Origin of the sequence: Methyloversatilis sp. RAC08, from assembly GCF_001713355.1 — a bacterium.
In the GTDB taxonomy this organism is placed as follows: Bacteria; Pseudomonadota; Gammaproteobacteria; order Burkholderiales; family Rhodocyclaceae; genus Methyloversatilis.
In genome coordinates this window covers 131,796-157,636 of the sequence record NZ_CP016448.1, presented here as the reverse complement: position 1 = coordinate 157,636, position 25,841 = coordinate 131,796, and the positions used below count along the sequence as shown (strand labels likewise).

Below are 25,841 nucleotides of genomic sequence, written 5' to 3'. Positions count from 1 at the left end.
GGGTAATCCGGTCGGGGCAGGGCTTGCATGCTAATGCGAAGGGCGCCGGGAAATGTTCCCGCTTGTTTCCCTTGCGTCAGCCCGGATTCGGGGCTTTGCGTCAGACGAGCAGGCGCGTGTCGATGTGCTCGATCAGGCCGCCGTGCGCGCCGACTTCGGCCACCATGTGAGCCGTGCCGCCCGGGCCCTCGGGTCCGTCGCCATTCCACAGGCAGATGAAGCAGAGCGCACCACTGGCATGCGCGAGCGCTTCGTCCACCAGCCACCGATTGCAGGCCTCGTAGGGATCGCGGCCATCGGCCAGCGGGCCGAGCGCCGTCGGCATGTCCTGTACCGCTGCGCCGGGTGCTGCGAGCGCCCGGCGATAGCGTTCGACCCAGCGTTCGCCGTCCAGCGACGGCCTGACCGAGGTCTGTTCGAAGGTGGCGATGTCGAAGGGCAGCAGGATGCGGCGTCTCACCCCGCGTTCGGCGCATGCCTCGAGGAACAGCAGGTCACCGCCGGATGCGGCCTGACTGAATGCGATGTCGCCGGCACTGGCGCCGTGGCGGTCCAGCGCAGCGGCGATCGCGGCCGCCGCCGCGGGCTCCATCGCCGGTGGAAAGCGCGCTGCCGCGCGGTCGGGACGGTCCATCAGGTGACCGCTGAACAGGAAGGTGGTCATCGCGTGCGCTGCGGCGGAAAAGTGGATTCGACGCGCCGCATCATGCCGTATCGCTGGTCAGCCCCGGTACGTAACGGTAGGCGCCGGAGCGCGGATCACGTACGTAGCTCAGCAGCTGACGACGGTTCGGCGCGCCGCCCGGGGGGCGCAGCGACACGTGCACCCAACCCGAATTCGGGCCCTTGGCCGGGTCGTAGCATTCGCAGATGATCTGATCGAACACCTTGATGTGCTCCGCCACCCACTCGGCGAGTGCGATCGTGGCGACACCTACGATTTCGATGTCGCACGCTTCCCCGCGCGCGTGCTGGCTGCTGCTGACCCAGCTCGACGGTTTGCGCTTGAGGGCGCGTTCGAGGGCCTGGCTGCGGAACACGCTGTTCGGCGTGAAGCTGCCGAACTTGGCGCGCACCGGCTCGAGTACCTCGCGCGCCAGATGCACTGCGGCGCGGAACTCGGCATCCGACGGAAAGGCGTTCGGAATGCCCTGTCGGGAGGCGATGTCGGAGCGTGTCAGTTCGTACAGCCGGAAGTGCGGCGACACCTTGTCCCGCGACTGGCAGCCGGCGATGTGCAGCGCGCCGAGCGCCACCTTTGCCAGATCGCGGTCACTCATGGCAGCTCCCGGAAGCGGTTGCGCATGTTGACCAGTGCCGCAATCACCGGCTTGAGTCCGGAGTCGTCACTGCGTACCGACGGCGCAGCATCAGCGCCATCGAGCAGCGCAACCAGGAAATCGAAGTTTTCGGTGATCGATGCGCGTTCGCGCGGGCTGGCGCCGCGGCGAAAGGCATTCAGGTACTCGTTCAGCACGCGGTCGAATTTCTCATCGATGGCGTCATCACGGACTGGCGCGCGCTTCGCCGGCTTGCGGGCCGGCGCGCGCGGCCGTTTGGCGGCCGGCTTGTCGGGCGGCGCCGGCAGGGCTTCGGCGATCATCGACAGCAACCGGCAATCGGCGATGCCGGTCGCCAGCCACAGGCCGGGTTCGTCGCAATGTTCGGCCTCGCAGGCGACACGGATGCGTTCCGCCTCGCTGAGCAGCGCATCACGCGCCCACAGCGGTGTGTAATCCGGATCGCCTGCCGTGGCGAACAGGTCGGCCAGTGCGCTGTTGACGAAGGGGTAGGCGCTGCTGCTGCCCTCCATTTCGAAGGCGTCGCGATAGTAGGTGGCCATGTTGACCAGCGACTCCTGGCGCTCCTGCCCCGTGGTTACCAGCGCAAGCCGCTTGCATGCGGCACCCATCATGTTCAGGCGTTCCGGCGTGCGGGCGCGCTGGATCAGCAGGTCCAGTTCCATGATGGCGGCGATGATCGAGGTGCGCAGCGATTCGCGCAGGGCTTCGTCCGGTGCGTCGCCGGCGAGGGATTCCAGCCAGCGTCGTCCCGCCAGCCGAACGCGGAAATTCGCGCACTGTTCGACCACCCGGATCGGGCAATCGCCCTTGCTGGCCGACAGTGCAGCGTCGAGGTGTTCGATCGCCCGCGCGTAGTCACCGATCTCGCCCCACAGAAAGCCGAGTGCTGCGCGCACATCGGCGCGGGCCAGCCATCTTTCTCGGCTGGCGTCGGGCACGCGGTCGAACAGAGCGTCGACGCTGCCCTGCAGCCACCTGCCGTCGGTCGCAGACGACTGCATGCGCACCGATTCGCGCATATTGTCCAGATTGCTGACCAGCTCGGCATGCGAGTGCAGCGGTCCGGGCGGGCGGGCGGTCGAGCGCGAACCGTCGCCCTGCGCACGCAGCAGGCGAAAGCCCGGATCACCGTAGCACTGGTAGGCGCCAAATGTATTCGACTGCGGATGCTGCTGCACGCAGGCGCGTCGCGCCGCCCGCACGGACTCGCCGAACGGGTCGCCGGCCAGCATGCGCTGGTAGAACGTCGCGGCAAAGGTCTTGGCAGCATCGTCATCGACCGCCCAGCCGGCTGCCACCACCGCCTTCACCCCCATGCGGATGAACTGCACACCCAGATTGGCGGCCAGGGCGGGGAAGGCCTGCTTGTCCTGCGAGCGTGTCTTGCCGAGGTGACAGCAGTTGATGAACACCAGTTCGGGTACGTAGCGCATCTGTTCGACATCGCCCGGCGTGAGCAGCACGCCGTGCCCGATCACCATGCCTGACAGTGGCCTGTCACCGGCTGACGTCGGTGCGCCGCGGTGGCCCTCGACCCGGTAGTCGTGTTCGCCGTGACCGGCCAGATGCAGGATGCGCCAGCGGCGCCGGTGCAGGCTTTCGAGAATGTCGGTATGGGTCGCGTCGATGCACGCGTCGGTCTGGTAGCCCAGTTCGGTAAGACATTCGGCGACATGCTGCGCTTCGTCGCGCGCGCCCGGCAGGTCGATGAACTTGTCCCAGCCTTCCAGATCCGGGTGGCCGATGACCAGTGCCGACAGTTCGGTGCCGTGCACCGGTTGTGCCCGGAATTCCGGTGTTCTGAGTGTGCGCAGCAGGCCGCTGCGGGCGGCGGGCGGCAGCGGGTTGGTCGCCCAGCGATCTTCCAGCAATTCCCACGGGTAGGCGGCCGATTTTTCGTCGAGCACCAGCAGCAGGTTGTGATTTTCCGGCGCCAGCTCCTTGAGCCGGTTGGGCAGCAGCATGTCGAACAGCGTGCGTGCCGCTTCGCGATTGCGACCGGGTTGCGTGCACGCGCGCTCGATGAACCTGGCGGCCAGCGACAGCTGGCCCAGGCCAATGGTTTCCTCGGCACGCGCACGGTTGGTCGACGACACGAAACGCAGCCGCGTGTCTTCCGGGTCGGTGCATATTTCCAGCCGGTGCCACCAGTCACCGTCGCTGTCGAAGCTGACCCGGCGGCGACCGCCGTCGCCCGCGTGCACGGTCTGTTCCGGCCAGCGCACATCGGCGCCGAAGTCGACCGACGCCAGCACGTCATCCAGCGCGTCGGCGGCATTGATGGTCACGTCCTGGAACAGTTCGATCAGCTGCAGTTTCGACAGGTAGATGCGGTCCCCCAGACCTGCGTCGATCAGCCGGCGATTGGTGTTCACGACCGCGCGCAGCAGCGCCTCGATCGAATCGCGCAAGGTCATGCCGCCGGCACCGCTGCCGATCAATACCGTGCTCAGCCCCATCGAACGCATGTCGGCGGCGCGGATCGGGCGTTTCCCCTCCGGCATCTGCACCAGTTCGAAACAGTAGGTCAGCAGTGCGTCCGACACCGTGGACTCGAGCCGTCCGGGCGACAAGGAGCCCAGTTCTCCCAGGCCGACCACGATGGCTGCGACCGGACGTGCTTCGGGCGTGTCGTTGTAGAACAACGCGCTGCTGCCGATCTGTCCGGGATAAAGGCCCAGATCCATGCGTTGCGTAAGCGGCCCGACCTGCTCACCTGGGCGTGTCAGTTGCTTGTCGAGCGCGCGTTCGGCACTGACGATGCTGTCGCCCAGATAGTGGCCCACCATCAGCGGATGCTTCACGTAGCTCAGGTCGCCGTGGGTAAGCTGGACCTCGAGTCCGGGCTGCGCAGGGGCTTCGGTGGGCTGCGGGCTGCCGGGGCCGAAACCCAGACGCTCGACCTCGGCCGCCGTCGGAATCGAGTCGAGCACGGGGGGCGATGCGCCGTGCGCGCTGCCGGTGACCGTCGCACGCGCACTGCGCGCCGCACCCATGCTGCGCGGCAAGCGCGTGGTCGAGCCCTTCAGCAGCAGATCGGTGTAGCCGGCGAAAGTCTTGCGGCCGAAGTCGTACGAACACAGCGCGTCGTGCGCGGTGTTCTCGGCAAAATACATCGGTACGCCGGGCAGTCGGCCGGACGCCCAGGTGACCGTGCCGTCGCCTTCCGGCGTGTGCGGAAACACCAGCTTTCGACGGTTGAAGCGGAAGGCGCCATCGTCGTCGATCAGTTCGTGGCCGCACACTGTTTCCGGCTGCACGCCGGCGACATAGATCATGTGCTGCGCATCGACTGCGCCGGCCAGCGCGTCCCAGGTGCGCCGCGCACCGCGCAGCACGCCCGCATCGGCCAGCTTCCAGCGCTCGCCGAGTCCTTCGCGCAGGCCGGCCCACAGAGAGGGATCGTCATAACGCAGCGCCGATCCGTCGGCGGGGAAGGGCAGCAGTTCGACCAGCCCGGGGTAGCGCCGGACGATGTCGATGATGCCGTCGCGGCTGTTCAACAGATCGAGCAGCATCAGCTTGAACTGCGTCGGGTTGCGTCCGGTCAGCCAGCGCACCGCTTCATGCGAGCCATGATTGGGCGTGCCCAGCATCAACAGGCGGCTGTTCGGCAACTCGCAGATGCGCCGCCACACTTCTGCGCCCTTGCGGTCGGCGATCATGGCGCGCACCACGAGGCCACCCATCGAGTGCGCCACGAGGTGCAGCGGTTGCTTCTGTGCCTGCAGGTCAGGCAGCCACAGCGTGAGCTGTTCGGCCAGCTGCTGCGCAGCCCTCTGCACCGAATTGCGCCAGTCGTAGGCGAAGAACTCGACCCTATGGGTCTGCGCCAGATGCATCATCAGCGGCGCATAGAAGCTGTCGACCAGACCATCGACCTCGATCTGTGCCGCATCGATGCCTATCTTTTCCAGTCCGCCGAACGCCAGAGACTTGTAGTTCAGCCACACGCGATCACCATCGGCCTTCAGCGAACTGCCCATGGTGCCCGGCAGCACGACTGCCAGGGGTTTCGGCAGCCCGCCGGCGCGACTGCGCGCAATTGCACTGCGCCAGGCCGGCGGGATCGGCGGCCGCTCGCTGATCGGGCGAAAGCCAGCGTCGGAGCCGTCAGCGCGGGTCAGACCCTGCAGCAGCCAGTCGACCGAGCGGGCATTGTGGAAATAGCTGAAGTGATCGACCGCGTCGCCCTTGTCCATCTGCTGTCGGGCGCCGTGTTCCGGGCGCTTGATGCCGCCGAACATCGATCCGGTATTCACCACCAGATCGTGTTCGCCCTTGTAGAACCAGTCGGTCACGAACACCTTCAGCGCCGACAGGATGGTGTGGCCACGCTCGATGTCGCCGGCGATCACCGTCAGATCCGACTCGGTGCGCGTTTCCGGATGGTTCAGCAGGCGCACGACGGCCGAGCCGGGCATCATCGCTTCCAGGCCGGGCAGTACGCGTGGATCGGTGCGCTCGCGCAGCACGGCGGCCATGAAGTCGAGCGCCTCGGGTGCCAGCGGCACGTGCTGCAGACCGGCGATGCGGCTGGCGTTGAGCAGCAGCGAAAACCAGCGATCCAGCCGGCCGGACGCGAGCGTTGTGCCCATGGCCGGGCAGGCGACGCGCACGAAGCGCGTGATCCGGAACTGCTTCGCATCCAGCACTTCGGCCAGCTTCAGCAGCGCGTCGCGGTCGGCGGCGTAGTCTTCCTTCAGCCGCTTTTCGCCGGCTTCGTCCAGCGGTTCGATGTTCAGCTGCTGCGCGATCGACACGTCGCCGACAAACAGACGTTTCAGTACTTCGGCGCGCAACGGGTCGCTGCTGCGCACACGCTGCCCCAGGCACAGCAACTCGCCGACCAGACCACCGCGCGAGTGGCTGACCAGATGCAGCGTGGCGCCCTGCGGCAGCGATTCGGCCAGTTCGAGCGCGTTCTGGATCGGGCTGACGGTCAGTGTGCGGTGCTCGAAGGCATAGCTGCCTTCGCCATAGACACTCGCCAGTCGCGCGCAGGCGGCGTTGCCGCGCGGGTTGTCGTCAGCCGCCAGCTTGCCGAAGCTGCCGTCGAAGCTCGATGCTGTGCCATGCAGGAACACCAGCAGCGGCGTATCGTCCGCCGCCTCGATCCGGTCGATCTTCGCGCCGAGCGCCGCATTCTCGATATCGCAGCGATACAGCCCCGGCTCGCGGCCGAGGATTTTCCGCTCGAAGCGCGTCGCGAGCCGGCGGGCGACGAATTCCTGTGCCTTGTCCTTCAGGTCGATGCCGAAGAATTCGATCACCCGGGTCGCCAGACCGAGCGCGCTGCCCAGCCCGCGGCTGCCCGGGGTGTGTGCGTTCAGGTCGCCGATGTCCCACAGCACTTCACCATCGCTGCGCGTTTCGGCCTTCGAACCCGCCTCCTGCATCAGGTCGTCGGCGCGTATCCAGAGCTCGAAGCCGTTGTCGAGCGTGACCCGGGCAATCGCATCAGCCGGGATGACGGCTTGCTCGGCCGTTGCAGCGGCACGACTGCCGCCCGGTTGCACGGCGCCCAGCGGGGTGAACGTCACTTCCGATCCGGATGGTGTGCTGACCGGCGCACCCTTGCGCGCGCGGATGCTGAAACGCTCGTATTTCGACTGTTTCATTGTCCTGACCTCCTGCTGTTGTTCTTGTATCGCGCTCTGCCCTCGACAGGCGCTCAGTTCGCGGCCGCCCCCGATGATCGGGAAACGGTGACAACCGACGTTTCACCGCTGTTGTAGCGCAGCGTGCCGGTCATCGTGCTGCTGTTGGCGACGCGCAGGCTGAGGCTGCCGGTGTTGATCATCACGTTGCCGTTGGCAAAGATGTTCAGCGCGAAATTCACGTCGCGCTCGTATGCTTCGCCCGCACCTTCGAAATGGATGTCGGTCACGCCCTGACCGTAGGTCTGGATCAGCACGGCGTTGTACACCTGCCACACCGGATGCTGCGTGACGTTGATGCGCGGGCTGCGCAACGTCAGGTCGTTGCCCTGGCGGGTCAGCGTCAGCGGAATGCGCTCACCCTGTGCATCGACCATCGTCCAGTTGCCGGTCAGGTCGCGCTCGGGTTCCGGCGCGGGCGCGGCGGGTGCCGGCAGGGTGGCGACCGCAACGGGTGCCACAGGCGCCACGGGCGCCGGAGCAGGGTCATCGGCAGCGAATGGCGCAGGCGCGGGCGCTGGTTGGGGCGTCGTCTCCTCCTCGCCAACGAATATCGCGACGACGATGATGAAGGTGAAAAAAATCCCGACCCCCCAGACGAGCTTGCGCGCGGCACCGATAACGCGGCCGACCGGCTTCTTGAAGCTTTCCGGGAGCGGCAGATCGTCGTCGCCGGCAGCATTCTTGTTCGAGCTGGAGTGGGTCGTGCTGTCCGACGCCGTGCTGCGCATCGGCATGCCCGGCAGCTTTTCGAGCACGCCGCACAATTCGCCGAAGTCATACTGCCAGCGCTTGTCGGTCATTTCGTGCGCGTTGCGCCGGCCCAGTGCCGACAGTTCTTCCGGCAGTTCGGCTGCGTCCGGCATGACGGCACCGCCGACCAGCACGGGTATGACGCGTACACCGCGCCGGGTCAGCGCGCGGGCAATCTCCATGCGTACCGGGTCATTCGGATTGTCGAGCCGGCGCTTGCCCTGGGCGTCGGTCATCGACAGCCAGTGCGGACCGACCAGTACGAGCACGACGTTGCAGCGGTCGAGTTCACGCTCGATGGCGTCGACGAAGTCTTCACCGGCGGCGATGCTCTCAAGGTCGCGAAAAACCTCCATGCCCGGAAAGGCCTGCAACAGGTCCTCGTGCAGCGTCTGCGCGTAGCCACTGCTGTCCTTGCGACGGTACGAAATGAACAGGCGTGCCATGGGATGGGCTCAGTTCACACTGCGGGGGATGAAGGCCATGCGGCGCCACGCCAAGGCGCTCGCATCCGGGCTGCCACGAGGGGCCGTGCCGGTGACAGGACCGTCATTGATGCCGATGCACGGGGCGACGTTGCTCATGGTGTGCTCCACGGGCCTGCGCGGCATCACGAACGTCCGTGCAGGGTCGGTTTTCGGGCGACGTGGGGAGTCTAGGCGCTTGCAAACGCCTTGAAAACCCGCAAACCGGATGCGCAGCGTGTCGTAGGTCATGAGGACGATGCTTGCCGCTATCATCCGGTCTGTCTCCGTCATCGTGCCGGTCGTGGCCTTCGAAGGTTTGCCCGCCGCCCCTCGCCGCATGGACTGCGTACTGCTCACTCACGCCGATTGTCTCGGCCACCAACCCGGCGAGCGTCACCCGGAAGCACCGGCGCGGCTGACCGCGGTGCTTGATGGCATCGCCGCAGCCGGCCTGCTGCGCACCTGGCAGCGCATCGATGCACCCCGGGTCACCCGCGAGCAACTCGAACGCGTGCATCACCCGGCCTATCTGGATGAGGTAGAGAACGTCGCGCCCGCGTCCGGCCTGCACAGACTCGATGCCGATACGGTCATGTCGCCCGGTTCGCTTGCGGCTGCGTCGCGCGCAGCCGGCGCCGTGGTGCATGCGGTCGATCTCGTGATGGGTGGCCGGACGCGCAGCGTGTTCTGCGCCACGCGCCCGCCCGGTCACCACGCGCGCGCCGGCGATGCGATGGGTTTCTGCATCTATGGAAATGTGGCGGTCGGCATGGCGCACGCACTGGCGGCACATGGCATCGAGCGCGTCGCGGTGGCCGATTTCGACGTCCATCGCGGCAACGGCACCGAAAGCATGTTCCGGCGCGAGCCGCGCGTGCTTATGGCCGACAGCTTCCAGCATCCTTATTACCCGCAGGGCAACTTCCCAGAGCGGGCCGGTTATCTGCCCATGCGTCTGGCGGCAGGTGACGGCAGCGACGCTTTTCGCCGACACTGGACGCAGAACGCACTGCCCGCGCTGCGAGCCTTCAAGCCGCAGATCGTGTTCATTTCGGCCGGCTTCGATGCCCACCGCGATGATCCGCTGGCCAACATCCAGCTTGAAGCCGCCGATTACCGCTGGCTCACGCACGCGTTGCGCGACATCGCCGAAGCGTCAGGCAAGGGCCGCATCATTTCGACGCTGGAAGGCGGCTACGGTCTGGGCAATATCGGCGCGGCCGTGGCGGCGCATCTGATGGCGCTTGGCGACTGCAGCCGCTGAGCCGCTACACTGGGCGCAGCACTGGAGATGGACTGAAGGCATGAATATCGAATGGTGGCACTGGCTGGTCGCAGGTCTGGCGCTGATCCTGCTCGAACTTGCGGTGCCCGGCATGGTGCTGGTGTGGTTCGGCGTGGCGGCGGTGGCGATCGGCCTGCTCGTGGCGGCCTCGCCGACGCTGTCCCTGACGCTGCTGCTCGGATTGTGGACGGCATTGTCCTGTGTGCTCGTGTTCGTCTGGTTCAGGGTGTTCCGCACCGATCAGCACAAGACGCATGCCGGCATGTCCGACGGCGAGCAGATCGGCGAGATCGGTCTGCTGGTCGGGGAGGTGACGCCTTACGGCCGCGGCAGGGTGCGTTTCCAGAAGCCGCTGCTCGGCAGCGACGTGTGGGAGTGCATCGCCGACGACACCATCGCGGCCGGCGAACGGGTGAAGGTGCTGTCGGTGGAAGGCTCGCTGCTCAAGGTGGGGCTGATCAACAAGGGAGTTTCGGCATGAGTTCGGGCATCGTCGTCGCCATCGCGATACTGGTTTTCGCTTTCGTCACGCTGGCCAAGGGCCTGCGCATCGTGCCGCAGGGCGAGGAGTGGATCGTGCAGCGCCTGGGCAAGTACCAGAGCACACTGCTGCCGGGGCTGAACATCATCATTCCCTACCTCGATGACGTGGCCTACAAGGTGATCACCAAGGACATCATCCTCGACGTGCAGGAGCAGGAGGTGATCACGCGCGACAACGCGGTGATCCGCACCAATGCCGTCGCATTCATCAAGGTGACCGACCCGGTCAAGGCGGTCTATGGCGTGACCGACTTTTCCGAAGCCATCCGCAACCTGATCATGACCACGCTGCGTTCCATCGTCGGCGAAATGGATCTCGATCAGGCGCTGTCGAGCCGCGACAAGATCAAGATCCGGCTGCGCGAAAGCATCGCCGACGAGGCGATCGACTGGGGCCTGACCGTCAAGTCGGTGGAAATCCAGGACATCAATCCGTCCGACTCGATGCAGCGCGCGATGGAACAGCAAGCCAGCGCGGAACGCGAACGCAAGGCCATGGTGACCCGCTCCGAAGGACAGAAGCAGTCGATGATTCTTGAAGCCGAAGCACGGCTCGAGTCGGCCAAACGCGATGCCGCGGCGCAGGTGACGCTGGCCGAGGCCAGTGCCGAGTCGATCCGTCGCGTCACGGCGTCGCTGGGCGAGCAGCAGCTGCCCATGATGTATCTGCTGGGCGAAAAGTACGTGGCTGCACTGAGCAAGCTGGGCGAGTCGCCGAATGCGAAGATCGTCGTGCTGCCGGCCGACCTGCAGGACGCGGTGGCCGGCATCTTTGCGCGTGCTCAGGGAAAATAGTTGTCGCCGCGGATGGCCGCTGCAACAGCGGATCGCGGCGGATGAGATCGCACGGGGCGCTTGAAACGCGGGTTTCTCGCGCTGCCCGGGCAAACAGCATTTAACTGATCCGCTTCGATCGGCGGTTCAGCTTTCCGGAAAACTTCACCTATGTCCGACATCGAACGCGAATCCATGGACTTCGACCTGCTGGTCGTTGGCGCCGGTCCGGCCGGACTGGCGGCGGCGATCCGCGCGAAGCAGAAAGCGATCGAGGCGGGCCACGAGCTGTCGGTCTGCGTCATCGACAAGGCCGCGGAAGTGGGCGCACACATCCTGTCAGGTGCCGTCATGGACCCGCGCGCGCTGACCGAACTGCTGCCCGACTGGCAGGCGCAGGGCGCGCCGCTGCACACGCCGGTCACGCAGGACAGGATGTACTTCCTGTCCGAAACAGGTGCGCGCGCGGTGCCCGGCGGACTGCTGCCGCAAAGCTTTCACAACGATGGCAATTACATCGTGCGGCTGGGTCATGTCGTGAAGTGGCTGGGCGAGCAGGCCGAGGCGCTGGGCGTCGACATCTTCCCGGGCTTTGCCGGCAGCGCGTTGCTGTTCGATGACGACAACCGGGTGGCCGGCGTCATCACCGGCGACATGGGCGTCGGGCGGGACGGCACGCCGGGCAGTGCCTACCAGCCCGGTATGGCGCTGCGCGCGAAATACACGCTGTTCGCCGAAGGCTGCCGCGGTCATCTGGGCAAGCAGCTGGAGGCGCGCTACAACCTGCGTGACGGTGTCGATCCGCAGACCTATGGTCTGGGCATCAAGGAGCTGTGGGAAGTACCCGCGGCGCAGAGCCAGCCCGGGCTCGTCGTCCACACGGCCGGCTGGCCGCTCGACAACGATACCTACGGCGGCGGCTTCATCTATCACCTTAAGGACAATCTGGTCGCCATCGGCTACGTGGTCGGCCTCAATTACAGCAACCCGTGGCTGTCGCCGTACGAGGAATTCCAGCGCTACAAGACGCACCCGACCATCCGCAGCCACATCGAAGGTGGCACGCGGCTGGCGTACGGTGCCCGTGCCATCGCGGCGGGCGGCCTGCAGAGCCTGCCGAAGCTGGTATTCCCGGGCGGCGCGCTGATCGGTGACGACGCCGGCTTCCTGAACGCAGCACGCATCAAGGGCAGCCATGCGGCGATCAAGAGCGGCATGCTGGCCGCCGATGCCGCGGTCGAGGCGCTGGCCGCCGGTCGCGCGCAGGACGCGCTCGATGCCTACCCGGCCGCCTTTCGCATCAGCTGGCTCAGGGAAGAACTGCACCGGACCCGCAACTTCAAGCCCTACATGAAAAGCGGGTTATGGCTCGGGTCCTTCCTGTTCGGCGCCGAGCAACTGCTGTTCAAGGGCAATGTGCCGTGGACGCTGCGCAACGAAGCCGACCACACCGCGCTGGCGCCGGCAGCGACGCGCACGCCGATCGACTACCCGAAGCCCGATGGCGTGCTGACCTTCGACCGGCTGTCTTCGGTCTTCCTGTCCAGCACCAACCATGAAGAGGACCAGCCCTGTCATCTGACGCTGAAGGATGCCGGCGTGGCGATCACCGTCAATCTGGCGGCCTACGAGTCACCGGAACAGCGCTACTGCCCGGCCGGCGTATACGAAATCGTGCGCGAAACGAATGGTCCGCGATTGCAGATCAATGCGCAGAACTGCGTGCACTGCAAATCCTGCGACATCAAGGATCCGACGCAGAACATCCACTGGGTGACGCCGCAGGGCGGCGAGGGACCGATCTACAACGGCATGTGAGTTTGCGCAGGCCGTTGTTGGGCATCGCTGCGCTCACCCCAACCTACCTTTAGGCGACGTGAGGACGCGCAGGTTGGGGTGAGCGCAGCGATGCCCAACAGCCCCGGCATCCAGCGCGTACAAGACGCCCCGTGAGCGCACACGTCGAGGTGAGCACCGCGACGCCCGACAGCGCAAGGACGGCGCGTAGGTTGGGGTGAGCGCAGCGATGCCCAACAGCCCCGGCATCCAGCGCGTAAAAGACGCCGTTGAGCGCACACGTCGAGGTGAGCACCGCGACGCCCGACAGCGCGAGGACGGCGCGTAGGTTGGGGTGAGCGCAGCGATGCCCAACAGCCCCGGCATCCAGCGCGTAAAAGACGCCGTTGAGCGCACACGTCGAGGTGAGCACCGCGACGCCCGACAGCGCGAGGACGGCGGGTAGGTTGGGGTGAGCGCAGCGATGCCCAACAGCCCCGGCATCCAGCGCGTACAAGACGCCGTTGAGCGCACACGTCGAGGTGAGCACCGCGACGCCCGACAGCGCGAGGACGGCGGGTAGGTTGGGGTGAGCGCAGCGATGCCCAACAGCCCCGGCATCCAGCGCGTACAAGACGCCCGTTGAGCGCACACGTCGAGGTGAGCACCGCGACGCCCGACAGCGCAAGGACGGCGGGTAGGTTGGGGTGAGCGCAGCGATGCCCAACAGCCCCCGGCATCCCGCGCGCGCCTGACGCCCGTCAGCGCAGCGATGCCCAACGACCTAGCCATCCAGCGCGTTTCAAACGCCCTGTCCTCGCCGCGCGCAGGCATCATCCGGGCTCTCGGGCCACGATCGTCAGGAGCTTGAATCATGAAGACACGCATCACCGACATGCTGGGCATCCGCTACCCCATCGTGCAGGGCGGCATGATGTGGGTGGGCACTGCAGAACTGTCGTCGGCGGTGTCGAATGCCGGCGGCCTCGGCATCCTGACCGCGCTGACCCAGCCGACACCCGAGGCGCTGGCGAGGGAGATCGAGCGCTGCCACGGCATGACCGATGCGCCGTTCGGCGTCAATCTGACGATCCTGCCGGCGATCAAGCCGCCGCCGTACGAAGCCTACCTCGACGTGATTCTCGATGCCGGCATCCGCATTCTGGAAACCGCCGGCAATAATCCGAAAGCGTTCATAGACAAGGCCAAGGCACGCGGCGTGACGCTGATCCACAAATGTGTGGCGGTGCGCCATGCGCTGTCGGCGCAGCGCAACGGCGTGGACATCATCAGCATCGACGGCTTCGAGTGCGCCGGCCACCCGGGCGAAGACGACGTACCCGGTCTGGTGCTGATTCCGCTTGCGGTGCAGGCGCTCGACGTGCCGGTCATCGCCTCGGGCGGCATCGGTGACGGTCGCGGCATGGCCGCCGCGCTCGCTCTCGGCGCCGAAGGCGTCAACATGGGGACGCGCTTCTGCGCGACGCAGGAGGCGCCGATCCACGACAACATCAAGCAGGCGCTGGTGAATGCCACTGAGCGCGATACCCGGCTCATTCTGCGCAGCCTGCACAACACCGCGCGGGTTTTCCGCAATGCCGTGTCGGAAGAGGTTGCAGCGGCGGAAAGCCGGCCAGGCGGCTGCCAGTTCGAAGACATCCGGCCGCTGGTCAGCGGCGCCCGTGGCGCCGCGGCGCTGGCCGATGGCGACATCGACGGCGGCATCATCACGGCCGGGCAGGTGGTGGGGCTGATCCACGACATTCCGACCTGCAGTGTGTTGATCGCACGCATGGTGGCGGAGTGCCGGGACAGTCTGCGCATCGCGGCAGAACGTGCTGCGGCAGACTGAAGCGCGCCGCGGACCCCGTCCGGAGTCGCGGCGCGGCGGTCGCTGATCCGCGCCTTGGAAGCGCGGCAGCGCTTGCTTACTTCAGGATGGTTGCCAGAGAATCGGCCACGTAGTCGATATTCTTCGAATTCAGCGCAGCCAGGCAGATGCGGCCGGTGCCGACCGCGTAGATGCCGAATTCGTCGCGCAGGCGATCGACCTGTGCAGCGTTGAGGCCGGTGTAGCTGAACATGCCGCGCTGACGCACGACGAAGGAGAAGTCGCGCGCCACGCCGCGTGCGGCGAGCTTGTCGACCAGGCCGGTGCGCATGGCGCGGATGCGGTCGCGCATTTCACCCAGTTCCTGTTCCCACATGGCACGCAGTTCCGGCGTCGACAGCACGGCCGCGACCACCGCGCCGCCGTGTGTCGGCGGGTTGGAGTAGTTGGTGCGGATGGTGCGCTTCAACTGGCTCAGCACGCGGCCGGCTTCGTCCTTGCTCGCGGTCACGATGGACAGCGCGCCGACGCGCTCGCCGTACAGCGAGAACGACTTCGAGAACGAACTGGAAATGACGAAGCTCAGACCCGACTGCACGAACAGGCGCACCGCCACGGCGTCCTTCTCGATGTCGTCGGCGAAGCCCTGATAAGCCATGTCGAGGAAGGGCACCAGGTTGCGCGAGTTGCACACCTCCACCACTTCGCCCCACTGCGCATCGGTCAGGTCGGCGCCGGTCGGGTTGTGGCAGCAGGCGTGCAGCAGCACGATGGCGTGGGCCGGCAGCGCCTTGAGATGGGCGATCATCGCGTCGAACCGCACGCCGCGCGTGTCGGCGTCGAAATACGGATAGGTGTCGACCTCGAACCCGGCCGCTTCGAACAGCGCGCGATGGTTCTCCCAGCTCGGATCGCTGATATATACCTTGGCTTGCGGCAGCAGCCGCTTCAGGAAGTCGGCACCGATCTTCAGCGCGCCGGTACCGCCCAGCGCCTGGGCGGTGACCACGCGTCCGTCGGCGGTCAGTGCCGCGCCGGCGCCGAACAGCAGGTCCTGCACCGCCTTGTTGTAGGCCGGTGAGCCTTCGATCGGCTGATAGCCGCGCGGCGGGGCATTCTTCATGCGCGCCTCTTCGGCCGTACGCACTGCGCGCAGCAGCGGCAGCTTGCCTGCGTCGTCGTAATACACGCCGACGCCCAGATTGACCTTGGTCGTGCGGGTGTCGGTGTTGAAAGCTTCGGTCAGACCCAGGATGGGGTCGCGCGGTGCCATGTCGACGGACGAGAAGACAGACGGGTTCATGCGTGGTGCTCCGGAGTGCGTGAGGTGGATGCCTCGAACTGAGGCGGATGCGTCATGTGCTTGAAAGATAGGCTTGAAACGGCGTGCTGTCTGCAGGTATGCGAACTCGTGCGATGCTTCGGCAGTCCTTGTCAGTACGTCTTGTGCAACGCAAAATTCTAACATGTCAGAAATCGCCGTCGCACCCGCGCTGTTAACGTTTGACAACAGCCCCTACAGGCTGCATCAGCCCTTTCCGCCCGCTGGCGATCAGCCGACTGCCATCGTCAAGCTGGTCGAAGGCATCGAAGATGGCCTGATGTTCCAGACCCTGCTCGGCGTGACCGGATCGGGCAAGACCTACACGATGGCCAATGTCATCGCGCAACTGGGCCGCCCGGCGCTGGTCATGGCGCCGAACAAAACGCTGGCCGCCCAGCTGTACTCGGAATTCCGCGAGTTCTTTCCGGAGAATGCGGTCGAGTACTTCGTCAGCTACTACGACTACTACCAGCCGGAAGCCTATGTGCCGTCGAAGGACCTGTTCATCGAAAAGGACAGCGCGATCAACGAGCACATCGAGCAGATGCGGCTGTCGGCGACCAAAAGTCTGCTCGAGCGGCGCGATGTGGTGATCGTGGCAACCGTATCGGCGATCTACGGCATCGGCGATCCGGTCGATTACCACGCGATGATCCTGCACCTGCGGGAGGGCGGCACGCTGCATCAGCGCGACATCATCGCTCGCCTGGTGCAGATGCAGTACCAGCGCAACGACATGGATTTCCGGCGCGGCGTGTTCCGGGTGCGCGGCGACGTGATCGACATCTTTCCGGCCGAACAGGCGGAAAACGCGTTGCGCGTGTCGCTGTTCGACGATCAGATCGAGGAACTGTCGCTGTTCGATCCGCTGACCGGTCAGGTGAAGCAGAAGATCGGCCGCTTCACCGTCTATCCGTCCAGTCACTACGTGACACCGCGCGCCACCGTGCTGCGCGCGATCGACGCGATCAAGATCGAACTCGAACTGCGGTCGAAGGAATTCGTCAGCCAGGGCAAGCTGGTCGAGGCGCAGCGGATCGAGCAGCGCACCCGCTTCGACCTCGAAATGCTGAACGAACTGGGTTTCTGCAAGGGCATCGAAAACTATTCGCGCCACATGTCTGGCCGCCAGCCGGGCGACGCGCCGCCGACGCTGATCGACTATCTGCCGCCGGACGCGCTGATGTTCATCGACGAGTCGCACGTGACCATTCCGCAGATCGGCGGCATGTTCAAGGGTGACCTGGCGCGCAAGACCAATCTGGTCGACTTCGGCTTCCGACTGCCGTCTGCGCTCGACAACCGACCGCTGAAGTTCGACGAATTCGAAAAGCTGATGCCGCAGACCGTATTCGTGTCGGCCACGCCGTCGGCGTACGAGGCGGCGAACCAGGGACAGGTGGTCGAACAGCTGGTGCGGCCGACCGGGCTGATCGACCCGATGATAGAAATCCGGCCGGCCACGACCCAGGTCGATGACCTGCTGGGCGAAATCCGCAAGCGGGTCGCGGTGCAGGAACGCATCCTGGTCACCGTGCTGACCAAGCGGCTGGCCGAAGATCTGACCGACTATTTCGCCGAGAACGGCATCCGCGTGCGCTATCTGCATTCGGACATCGACACGGTGGAGCGGGTGGAGATCATCCGCGACCTGCGGCTGGGCGAATTCGATGTGCTGGTCGGCATCAACCTGCTGCGCGAGGGGCTGGATATTCCCGAGGTGTCGCTGGTGGCGATTCTGGACGCCGACAAGGAAGGCTTCCTGCGTTCGGAACGCAGCCTGATCCAGACCATAGGCCGGGCGGCCCGCCATCTGCATGGCACCGCCATCCTGTATGCCGACCAGATGACCGAGTCGATGAAGCGCGCCATCGGCGAAACCGAGCGCCGCCGCACCCGCCAGATCGCACACAACCTCGCGCAGGGCATCACGCCGCGCTCGGTGGTCAAGCGCATCAAGGACATCATCGACGGCGTGTACGACCAGGACGAAGTCGCGCGCGAACTGAAGGTGGCCGAGGAGCACGCCCGCTTCGAGGCCATGAGCGAGAAGGATCTGTCGCGCGAGATCAAGAAGCTGGAGAAGGAAATGATCGAACACGCGAAGAATCTCGAGTTCGAGAAGGCTGCCGCGGCGCGCGACCGGCTGTTCAAGCTGCGCAGCGGTGCCTTCGGCGCCTGATGCGGATGCATCCGCCAGCCGTCGGCGCGGGTAGCAGACGCACTCGACCGACCGTATTCGCCCTATGAACAGACGCCCCATGCTTGGCCTGCTGGCTGGCCTGCCGCTGCTCGCCGGCTGTTCCGCCACCGGTCTGCTGAATCTGCTGGCGCCATCGGCGCACCGGCGCGACGCCGACATCGCCTACGGCCCGCACCGGCGCATGAAGCTGGATGTCTATCGTCCGCTCGACACCTCGGGCCCGGCGCCGGTCGTCGTGTTCTTCTACGGCGGCAGCTGGAATGCCGGTCGGCGCGAGGATTACCTGTTCGTCGGCGCCGCGCTGGCCGAGCGCGGCATCGTCACGGTGATTCCGGATTACCGGCTATACCCCGAAGTGGTGTATCCGGCCTTTCTCGACGACTGTGCCGCCGCCGTCGCCTGGACGATGGACAACGCCGCGGTGCATGGCGCAGATGCCGATCGGCTGCATGTGGCCGGTCACAGCGCGGGCGCCTACAACGCCGCCATGCTGGCGCTGGACGCGCGCTGGCTCGGCAAACTCGGCCGCCGGACCGATCGGCTGGCCGGACTGGTCGGTCTGGCCGGCCCCTACGATTTCCTGCCCATCGTCAATCCGGACGTCAAACCGGTATTCAATCGCCCGGGTGTCGAAGATCCGGCGCCCGCCGATTCGCAGCCGCTCCGGCACGTGTCGGCCGCGGCGCCGCGCAGCCTGCTGATCGCCGCGCGGAAAGACGATCTGGTCAATCCGCAGCGCAACACCGGCGGGCTGGCTCAGGCCTTGCGCGGTGCAGGCGTTGCAGTCGATGAGCGCTACTACGACGGGGTGAATCACCTGACCCTCGTCGGTGCCTTCGGTCGCCCGCTGCGCGGACTGGCGCCGGTCATTGATGACGTAGCTGCTTTTCTCGGACGGACGAAGTAGGCGTCGCCTCGTTCAGACCACATCAGATGCTCAAGGGCAGCGCCAGGCACAGGCGTGTGCCCCCGCTTCGGGTCGGCAACAGTTTCAGGCTGCCGCCATGCAGATCCGCCACACGCTGTGCGATGGCAAGGCCCAGTCCGCCGATGCCGCCGCTTTTTCGCTGAAGCGGCGGATCGCGCAAAGACTGTCCGCGGTCGAGCCTGTCTATCAGATCCTGGGGCAGCCCGGGACCGGCATCTTCCACAACGATCTGCGCCAGCATGCCGTTGCGACTCAGGCTGACATGAACCGGTTCGGTGCCCGGCGCGTGGCGCATGGCGTTGTCGATAAGATTGGACAACGCGCGTTCGATCAATTGCAGGTCTCCGTCAAGTTCAAGTTTGCCGGGCGGCGGTCCCTGAAGCATGACGGGCGGGCGGGCGCTGTCGGTGAGATCGAATTTCTGCACGGCGTCGGTCACCAGTTCGTCGAGCCGGAACCGCTCACGATTGAGCGCCTGACCGCTCGACTGCAACGCGCACAGCTCGAACAGCTGTTGCGAAAGCCGGCGCACCTTGTCGCTTTGCGCCAACGCAGTCGACAGGATGCGATCGAACGTTGCAGGCGACGACGACCGCTGTCCGGCAAGTGCCTCAAGCAGACCGTGAAGCGCGGTAAGGGGAGAGCGCAGATCATGCGCCACGCCCGCCATCATTTCCCGATGCGAATCGCTTTGTTGCTGTTCCCGCGCAGCCTGTGCCTTCAGCCTTTCGGTCATGTCCTCGAAAGCGCGCTTGATTGCCTGCACTTCGTCACCCACCTGTGTCGCCACGACATCGCCGACGACAGCTGCATCGGTTTCGTCCTTGCCGAAACTGCGCATGCGGTGCGCGATACGATGCAGTGGCCGTGTCAGCCGATGGAATGCGATCACCCCGCTCGCGACCGCGAGCAGCAGTCCCAGCGTCGCCGCGATCGCTGCGCCCTGCCAGACGCGCTGCAGGCTGGATTGACCGGCAACAAGCGTGCGCGCCTGACCGTCGAGCACGATGTAGAGGTAACCGGGCGGCTTGGGGTCGCCGGGTCGCGGTGCAAACATCGCAACGCTGAAAATGCGGGACACGCCGACGTCCATCGGATCGGTGCCGAACAGCGGCAAGGGTGCGCCGTCGAGAAACTGCTGAACCGGAGCCAGATCGACCTGCGGCTGCCGCACCATGCCGGGCTCGCCGATGTAGTGGGCGACGCGTCCGTCGGCGTCCAGAACATAGACCTGAACACCTGGATTGACGACCATCAGCATCGACAGCAGGGTTTCGCGGGCCGACCGGTCGGCGGCGTCCGTCTCAGCCCGTGCAATGTCCGGCCAGTGTTCGATGATGTGACGGGCCAGCCCGTGCGACAGTCGTTGCAGCGACTCCTTTTCGTGTTGTGCCGCGACATGTCGTCCGAGCAGGCCGACAAATGCGCCATAGGCGAGCAGCAGCACCGCCATGGTGACAATGAGACGTGTCGCGAAGGAGGGCGAACGGATCACGGCACGGTGTCCTCGAATCGATAGCCCACGCCCCAGACCGTCACGATGCGCTGCGGATTTCTCGGGTCGTCCTCGATCTTGTTGCGCAAGCGGTTGATGTGCGAATTGACCGTGTGTTCATAACCATCGAAGCCGGGTCCCCAGACGCGCTGCAACAGACTGCCGCGACTGAAAGCCTGTCCGGGATGCCGTGCCAGAAAGTGCAGCAGATCGAATTCGCGCAGGGTGAGCGGGATCGGCACGTCATCGCGCGCCAGTTCGCGTCGCTGCGTGTCGAGTCGAAACGATCCGAAGCGCAGGTCAACGGAGACCGACGGTGCGCTGCGTAGCTGCTCGACGCGGCGCAGCAGTGCGCGAATGCGCGCCACCAGTTCGAGCATGGAGAACGGTTTGGCGAGGTAGTCGTCGGCACCGAGTTCGAGTCCGAGCACGCGGTGAGCCTCCGCCGAACGGGCGCTCAGCATGATGACCGGAATATCGGCATGCCGTGCCTTGAGGTGGCGACAGACATCCCAGCCATCCGCACCCGGCAACATCAGGTCGAGCAGCACGAGATCCCAGCGACGGCGATCGATGGCGGCGATGGCCTGCAGGCCGTCCGATTCGCGGTGCAGGCGGTACCCTGCGCCTTCCAGATGGAGACGCAGGGTACCCGCGATGGCATTGTCGTCCTCGACAAGCAAAACATGCTCGTTCATCGGTCTGGCGCCCGGCAGGCTGAAAAATCGAGACTAGCAGGTCTGCCGGCGACTGACTTCACGCCGGCGTGAAGCTTGTCGACAGCGTTCAGCCCAGTCGCCGGCGCGCGATGCTGCCGATCATGACCAGGCCTGCCAGCATCATGGCGTAGGTTTCCGGCTCCGGGACCGGCGCCACCGCAAACGAAATGCGATAGACGTTGGTGTCGGCCGCGAGTGTGCTGTCGAGCGTATAGCCAGTCGCAGTCGTGAGGCCGTTGTAGGCAGCGAGTTCGGCGAAATTGAACGCAACCACCGAATTTTGCGGCGCGCGCAGGTCGTTGTTGCCGACAAACGCCGACGCGGCGGGGTCGAATACCTCGGAGCCGGCATCCCAGATCTGCCGGGCGGTCTGGTTGATCGAATTGACGACCAGATTGCCTGCTGCGTCGAACAACTGGTAGCGCATCGGCGAATCGTTGCCGATGAAGAAATCGTTGCTCGGCACGACCATTGCCGCGAACGTGAAGAACCGGTTCAGCGAGCTGTCAACGGTGAAGGTGGCGCTGCTCGTGCCACCTGGCTGCAACAAGCCGCCCAGCGTGCCGCGGGTTGCTGTCGGGTCGGCTGCAGCGAAGGCCGCCTGCCATGCGCCACCTGCACCGCCCTCGGCGACTGAAATGATGGGCTCGGTCGCGACGCTGCCCAGATTGAAGGCGTCGAAGCTGCCGTTGTTGAATCCGAAGTGCAGGGGGGCGAAGCTGATGCCGTTGGCGGATACGAGGTTTTCGACGGTGACCGTGATATCGACGAGGGCCGCCTGGGCCGACGAGGTGAGACCCAGCAGCATCATGGCTGCGGCCATACGGGACTTGCGCAATGAAGAAGGAAACATGAGGACTCTCCGGGAGATGTGAGGTGAGCCGGACACTGAACTGCTGACCGGTGCCCGGATGCTAGGCAGCCCGTATCACCGAGTCCTCACACAAACTTCACCGCGACGGGATGCATGCTTTTCTGCCGCGGTGACGACTTTCACCACTTGGCTGGACACCGCTTCAGGAACCGACGACTCTGAAAACGATCCCTTGCTTGACCATGCGCGCCACTTTCATCCGTCTGCTGCTTCTGCTCGCCGTGCTCGTCCAATCGCCTGCATCGGCGCTGGAGAGCGGAGCGGGCGTCAGCTCGCGCGCCACCGTCACGTTGGTGTCGGCACAGGATGCTGCGCGTGCCGGCGATACGGTCGATCTCGCCTTGCATCTGCGCCTGGCCGAAGGCTGGCACATCTACTGGATGAACCCGGGCGATGCCGGACAGCCGCCGCGCATCGAACTGTTTGCGCCGGCCGGCAGCACGGTGTCGGACATCCGCTGGCCGACGCCGAAGCGCCACGTCGACGGGCCGGTGACCACCTTCATTCACGAAGGTGAGTTGCTGCTGCCCTTCAGCGTGACATTGCCGGCTGGCCTTGAAGGCCCGCAGACGCTCACTGCGAAAGCCGGCTGGCTGGTGTGCAAGGACATCTGCATTCCGGAAGAGGGCGTGTTCAGGCTGACGCTGCCGGCGGGCGAATCGATCCGCAGCGCCGAAGCCGTGTTGTTCGATGCGGCAGGCGACGCGCTACCGGGGCCGGCCCGCTGGCAGGCGGCGGTGAGCGCCGACGCCGTGCTCACGTTGAGCGGCCCGGGCGCCGATGCCATCGTCGACGCTGACTTCCTGCCGGCAGAGTGGGGGCCGGTCGAACATGGTGCGCCACAGACGCTGACGGTCGCCGACGGCCGCGCGGCGATCGCATTCAAGCCGGGCGCCGCGTTCGACCCGGCACGCGCGCTGTCCGGCGTGCTCCATGTGCGCGACCGCGATGGCGTTGCCCGGGCGCTGTGGGTGTCGACGCCCGGATTGGCTGTTGACCGTGCGCCGTCTGTCGTGCTCGCCAGCGGGAGCGCACCGCCACCGGCGCCATCGGAGGCGACGCCACCATCTGACGCATTCGGCCTCGCGTGGGCCGTACTGTTCGCGCTGGTGGGCGGCCTGCTGCTCAACCTGATGCCCTGTGTGTTTCCGGTGCTGGCGATCAAGGCCCTGTCATTCGCCCAGCTGGGCGGCCATGCGCAGCGCACGGTGCGCGCGCAGTCGCTCGCCTACTGCGCCGGTGTCGTGTTCACTTTCCTGCTGCTGGCCGGCGTGCTGCTCGCACTGCGCACGGCAGGGTTGCAGGCCGGCTGGGGCTTCCAGTTCCAGTCACCGGTGTTCGTGACCGCCATGGCGGGGCTGCTGTTCGTCATCGGACTGAATCTGTCCGGCGTGTTCGGTTTCGGCAGTGGATTCGCGTCCGCCGGGGATGCGCTGGCATCACGACCGGGTCTGTCCGGCAGTTTTTTCACCGGTGCTCTGGCGGTCGTCGTCGCCACGCCGTGCACCGCACCTTTCATGGGCGGTGCGCTGGCGTTCGCACTCGCGGCGCCGGCGGCACAGACGGTCGCGGTATTCGTCGCGATGGGGGTCGGTCTGGCACTGCCCTATGCGCTGCTCGCGTTCGTGCCGGGTCTGGCGCGCCGCATGCCGCGACCCGGGCCTTGGATGGACCGCCTGAAGCAGGCGCTGGCCTTCCCGATGTATGCAGCGGCCGCGTGGCTGGTCTGGGTGCTGAGCCAGCAATCCGGTGCCGATGGCGTGCTGATGGCGCTGGTCGTGCTGTTGTTGCTGGCGCTGGCGGGGTGGTTGCTGGGGGTTGCGCAGGGTGGGGCTTCAAGCGCTGGCGCCTGGCGTACCGGCGCACTGTTGGCGGCACTGCTTGCCACAGTCGGCATCGCTCGCGCGCCCGAGCCAGCCGGCACCGGACCGTCGGCTGGCATTGCAGTGGCCGGATCGGAACCGTACGCGCCCGCGCGCCTGAGCGAACTGCGCGCAGCCGGCAGGCCGGTATTCATCAACATGACGGCTGCCTGGTGCGTCACCTGCCTGATGAACGAAAAGGTGGCGCTGTCGACGACCGGCGTGCAGCAGGCCTTCGCGACGCGCGGCATCACCTACATGAAGGGTGACTGGACGCGCAGCGATCCGCTGATCACCGATTTTCTACGCCAGCATGGCCGCGATGGCGTGCCGCTCTATGTCTATTTCCCGCCGGATGGCGCACCGCCGGCGGTGCTTCCGCAGATCCTGACCGAGCAGATCGTGCTCGACCGGATCGGTTCCTGATCCTTTCACGGAGGAATGACCATGCTCTTCAGTTCCCGAACGTCCCGCCTGCTGATGTCGGCGGCGGTTGCACTGCTGCCGGCGGCTGCGCTCGCTGCGCCAAAGGTCGGCGAACCTGCGCCTGCCTTTACGGGTGTGGATGCCCACGGCAAGACCGTCACGCTGTCCGGACTCGCCGGCAAGACGGTGGTGCTGGAATGGATGAACGACGGCTGCCCGTACGTCGTCAAGTGGTACAAGAGCGGCGAAATGCAGAAGCTGCAGCGCGACGTGACCACGAAGGGCGCCGTATGGCTTACCGTGGCCAGCTCGGCGCCAGGCGAGCAGGGCCATGTCGACGGCGAAACGGCGCTCAGGCAGACGGCGGACAGAAATGCGTCACCGACCCATTTCGTGCTCGACCCCAAGGGCGTCATCGGTCGCGCCTACGGTGCGCAGGTCACGCCGCACATGTATGTGATCGCGCCGGATGGCAAGCTGGCCTATATGGGCGGCATCGACAGCATCGCATCGACCGATCCGGCCGACATTCCGAAGGCCGAGCCGCTGGCGCGGCTGGCGATCAATCAGGTGCTGGACGGCAAGCCGGTCACCAAACCAGTGACACGCGCCTATGGCTGCTCGGTGAAGTACGCGAACTGAGCGCGCGCTTGCAGAAGCGCTCTGCCCGCAGGCCCATGCCGTTTGGAATAAATGCAGCCGGGGCACCGTCGTGCCCCGGTATGACAGATCATCAGGCGCTGACGATTTCCGGCCCGGCGTGCAGCCGGTTCTGTGCCTTGACCAGCCGCTCCATCGTACGCAGGTCGCGCCGGTCGAGCTTCATCGCGCCACGCACCCATTCGCGCACCACGTCCTCGAGTTCCTGGTAGGTCAGGCGGATGAAGGCGTGCATCTTGGCGCGCTGGAAAGCACGGAAACCCTTGAGCTGTGAGCTCATCGAGCGCATCACGTTGCGCGCCACCTGCTCTCCGGTGCCGGGCTCGGCCAGGTGATCGACGAGACCGAGCGCGTGCATCTCTTCGGCACTCATGATGCGGGCGTTCAGGATGAGATCCTCGGCGATCCGCGGCCCGGCCTTGCGCGCGACGAGGCTGTAGGCGCCCATGCCCGGGAACAGGTTGAACATCATTTCCGGAAAGCCGAGCTTGCTGCCGCGCTCGGCAATCACCACGTGGCAGGACAGCGCCGCCTCGAAACCGCCCCCGAGCGCATCCCCCTGAATGACCGCCATCGACACCGCATCGGCATGCAGACCGGATACATTGTTGTTGATGGCGCGGATGCAGGCCTGGGCGTAATGCATCAGCGCCTGCTGGTCACCGGCTTCGACCAGCCGGCGGAACAGGTCGAGGTCGCCCCCAAGGTTGTAGACGCCAGGAACGGATGAGCAATTCAGGAAGAAATCCACCGTACCGGGGGCCAGTTCCACTTCCTGCTGCTGAGCAACGACGTCCGCCAGCAGTTCAGGCGTGAAGCAGGGGCGGCCGACCGGATGCGCATACATCCACAGCGCACGGGTATCCGCGTCGTAGCGCGAAGTCACCAGGGGCGTCGACAGCAGGCGCGGTCCGCGCGGAGCGGCACCGAACTGCACGACATTGTCGATATGTACGC

19 protein-coding genes are annotated in these 25,841 nt (G+C 65.8%); 9 read left to right on the top strand and 10 right to left on the bottom strand.

From position 1 onward, the window contains the following. Window positions 1–100: 100 nt before the first annotated feature. From BSY238_RS00740 to BSY238_RS00720, 5 genes are read right to left on the bottom strand one after another with little or no spacing between them, the layout of a single operon-like run. Window positions 101–664, bottom strand: a complete 564-nt coding sequence (locus BSY238_RS00740) for a hypothetical protein (RefSeq protein WP_083223858.1) — start codon at window positions 662–664, stop codon at window positions 101–103. Window positions 665–704: 40 nt separating this feature from the next. Then, complete coding sequence (locus tag BSY238_RS00735) at window positions 705–1,280, bottom strand: D-Ala-D-Ala carboxypeptidase family metallohydrolase (RefSeq protein WP_069037455.1); 576 nt, start codon at window positions 1,278–1,280, stop codon at window positions 705–707. Continuing rightward, on the bottom strand, window positions 1,277–6,925 hold the full coding sequence (locus BSY238_RS00730; protein ID WP_069037454.1) for a CHAT domain-containing protein: 5,649 nt from the start codon (window positions 6,923–6,925) through the stop codon (window positions 1,277–1,279). The genes BSY238_RS00735 and BSY238_RS00730 overlap by 4 nt, the downstream gene beginning before the upstream one ends. A gap of 53 nt (window positions 6,926–6,978) precedes the next feature. Continuing rightward, complete coding sequence (locus tag BSY238_RS00725) at window positions 6,979–8,163, bottom strand: toll/interleukin-1 receptor domain-containing protein (RefSeq protein WP_069037453.1); 1,185 nt, start codon at window positions 8,161–8,163, stop codon at window positions 6,979–6,981. A 9-nt stretch (window positions 8,164–8,172) separates the two neighbouring features. Next, a complete protein-coding gene (locus tag BSY238_RS00720; RefSeq protein WP_150123851.1) occupies window positions 8,173–8,433 on the bottom strand; it encodes a hypothetical protein in 261 nt (86 codons plus the stop codon). An 88-nt stretch (window positions 8,434–8,521) separates the two neighbouring features. On the opposite strand from BSY238_RS00720, the gene BSY238_RS00715 reads away from it, so the two are divergent. The 5 genes from BSY238_RS00715 (at window position 8,522) to BSY238_RS00695 (ending at window position 14,414) form a co-directional block, all read left to right on the top strand. Beyond that, window positions 8,522–9,448, top strand: coding sequence for a histone deacetylase family protein (locus BSY238_RS00715; protein ID WP_069040358.1), 927 nt, complete (start codon window positions 8,522–8,524; stop codon window positions 9,446–9,448). 40 nt (window positions 9,449–9,488) lie between these two features. Next, complete coding sequence (locus BSY238_RS00710) at window positions 9,489–9,950, top strand: NfeD family protein (protein ID WP_069037451.1); 462 nt, start codon at window positions 9,489–9,491, stop codon at window positions 9,948–9,950. Next, complete coding sequence (locus BSY238_RS00705; protein WP_069037450.1) at window positions 9,947–10,807, top strand: SPFH domain-containing protein; 861 nt, start codon at window positions 9,947–9,949, stop codon at window positions 10,805–10,807. Before BSY238_RS00710 ends, BSY238_RS00705 begins: the two co-directional genes overlap by 4 nt. 150 nt (window positions 10,808–10,957) lie before the next feature. Further along, window positions 10,958–12,604: an electron transfer flavoprotein-ubiquinone oxidoreductase gene (locus BSY238_RS00700; RefSeq protein ID WP_190295039.1), complete on the top strand. Its 1,647-nt coding sequence runs from the start codon at window positions 10,958–10,960 to the stop codon at window positions 12,602–12,604. Window positions 12,605–13,436: 832 nt separating this feature from the next. Beyond that, complete coding sequence (locus tag BSY238_RS00695) at window positions 13,437–14,414, top strand: NAD(P)H-dependent flavin oxidoreductase (protein ID WP_069037449.1); 978 nt, start codon at window positions 13,437–13,439, stop codon at window positions 14,412–14,414. A gap of 76 nt (window positions 14,415–14,490) precedes the next feature. Here BSY238_RS00695 and BSY238_RS00690 read toward each other — a convergent pair whose 3' ends face one another. Beyond that, window positions 14,491–15,696, bottom strand: coding sequence for an amino acid aminotransferase (locus tag BSY238_RS00690; protein ID WP_069037448.1), 1,206 nt, complete (start codon window positions 15,694–15,696; stop codon window positions 14,491–14,493). A 163-nt stretch (window positions 15,697–15,859) separates the two neighbouring features. Between BSY238_RS00690 and uvrB the strand changes: the two genes are divergently transcribed. Continuing rightward, a complete protein-coding gene (gene uvrB, locus BSY238_RS00685) occupies window positions 15,860–17,899 on the top strand; it encodes an excinuclease ABC subunit UvrB (protein WP_069037447.1) in 2,040 nt (679 codons plus the stop codon). A 64-nt stretch (window positions 17,900–17,963) separates the two neighbouring features. Further along, on the top strand, window positions 17,964–18,827 hold the full coding sequence (locus tag BSY238_RS00680; RefSeq protein WP_069037446.1) for an alpha/beta hydrolase: 864 nt from the start codon (window positions 17,964–17,966) through the stop codon (window positions 18,825–18,827). Window positions 18,828–18,849: 22 nt separating this feature from the next. Here BSY238_RS00680 and BSY238_RS00675 read toward each other — a convergent pair whose 3' ends face one another. The 3 genes from BSY238_RS00675 to BSY238_RS00665 form a co-directional block, all read right to left on the bottom strand. Continuing rightward, the gene (locus tag BSY238_RS00675; protein ID WP_069037445.1) at window positions 18,850–20,343 is read right to left on the bottom strand and encodes a sensor histidine kinase; all 1,494 of its coding nucleotides are present in this window, start codon (window positions 20,341–20,343) and stop codon (window positions 18,850–18,852) included. After that, on the bottom strand, window positions 20,340–21,041 hold the full coding sequence (locus BSY238_RS00670) for a response regulator transcription factor (protein WP_069037444.1): 702 nt from the start codon (window positions 21,039–21,041) through the stop codon (window positions 20,340–20,342). Before BSY238_RS00670 ends, BSY238_RS00675 begins: the two co-directional genes overlap by 4 nt. A gap of 88 nt (window positions 21,042–21,129) precedes the next feature. Beyond that, window positions 21,130–21,915 carry a spondin domain-containing protein gene (locus BSY238_RS00665; RefSeq protein WP_069037443.1) on the bottom strand — a complete coding sequence of 262 codons (786 nt, stop codon included), beginning with the start codon at window positions 21,913–21,915 and terminating at the stop codon, window positions 21,130–21,132. A 203-nt stretch (window positions 21,916–22,118) separates the two neighbouring features. On the opposite strand from BSY238_RS00665, the gene BSY238_RS00660 reads away from it, so the two are divergent. Together BSY238_RS00660 and BSY238_RS00655 are read left to right on the top strand one after the other, a co-directional pair. Continuing rightward, window positions 22,119–24,224 (top strand): protein-disulfide reductase DsbD family protein, encoded by a 2,106-nt coding sequence (locus BSY238_RS00660; RefSeq protein ID WP_069040356.1) that lies wholly within the window; start codon window positions 22,119–22,121, stop codon window positions 24,222–24,224. Window positions 24,225–24,245: 21 nt separating this feature from the next. Then, window positions 24,246–24,866: a redoxin domain-containing protein gene (locus BSY238_RS00655; RefSeq protein ID WP_223300220.1), complete on the top strand. Its 621-nt coding sequence runs from the start codon at window positions 24,246–24,248 to the stop codon at window positions 24,864–24,866. 91 nt (window positions 24,867–24,957) lie between these two features. On the opposite strand, the gene BSY238_RS00650 is transcribed toward BSY238_RS00655, so the two are convergent. Further along, the gene (locus tag BSY238_RS00650; protein ID WP_223300219.1) at window positions 24,958–25,821 is read right to left on the bottom strand and encodes a crotonase/enoyl-CoA hydratase family protein; all 864 of its coding nucleotides are present in this window, start codon (window positions 25,819–25,821) and stop codon (window positions 24,958–24,960) included. Window positions 25,822–25,841: the final 20 nt, after the last annotated feature.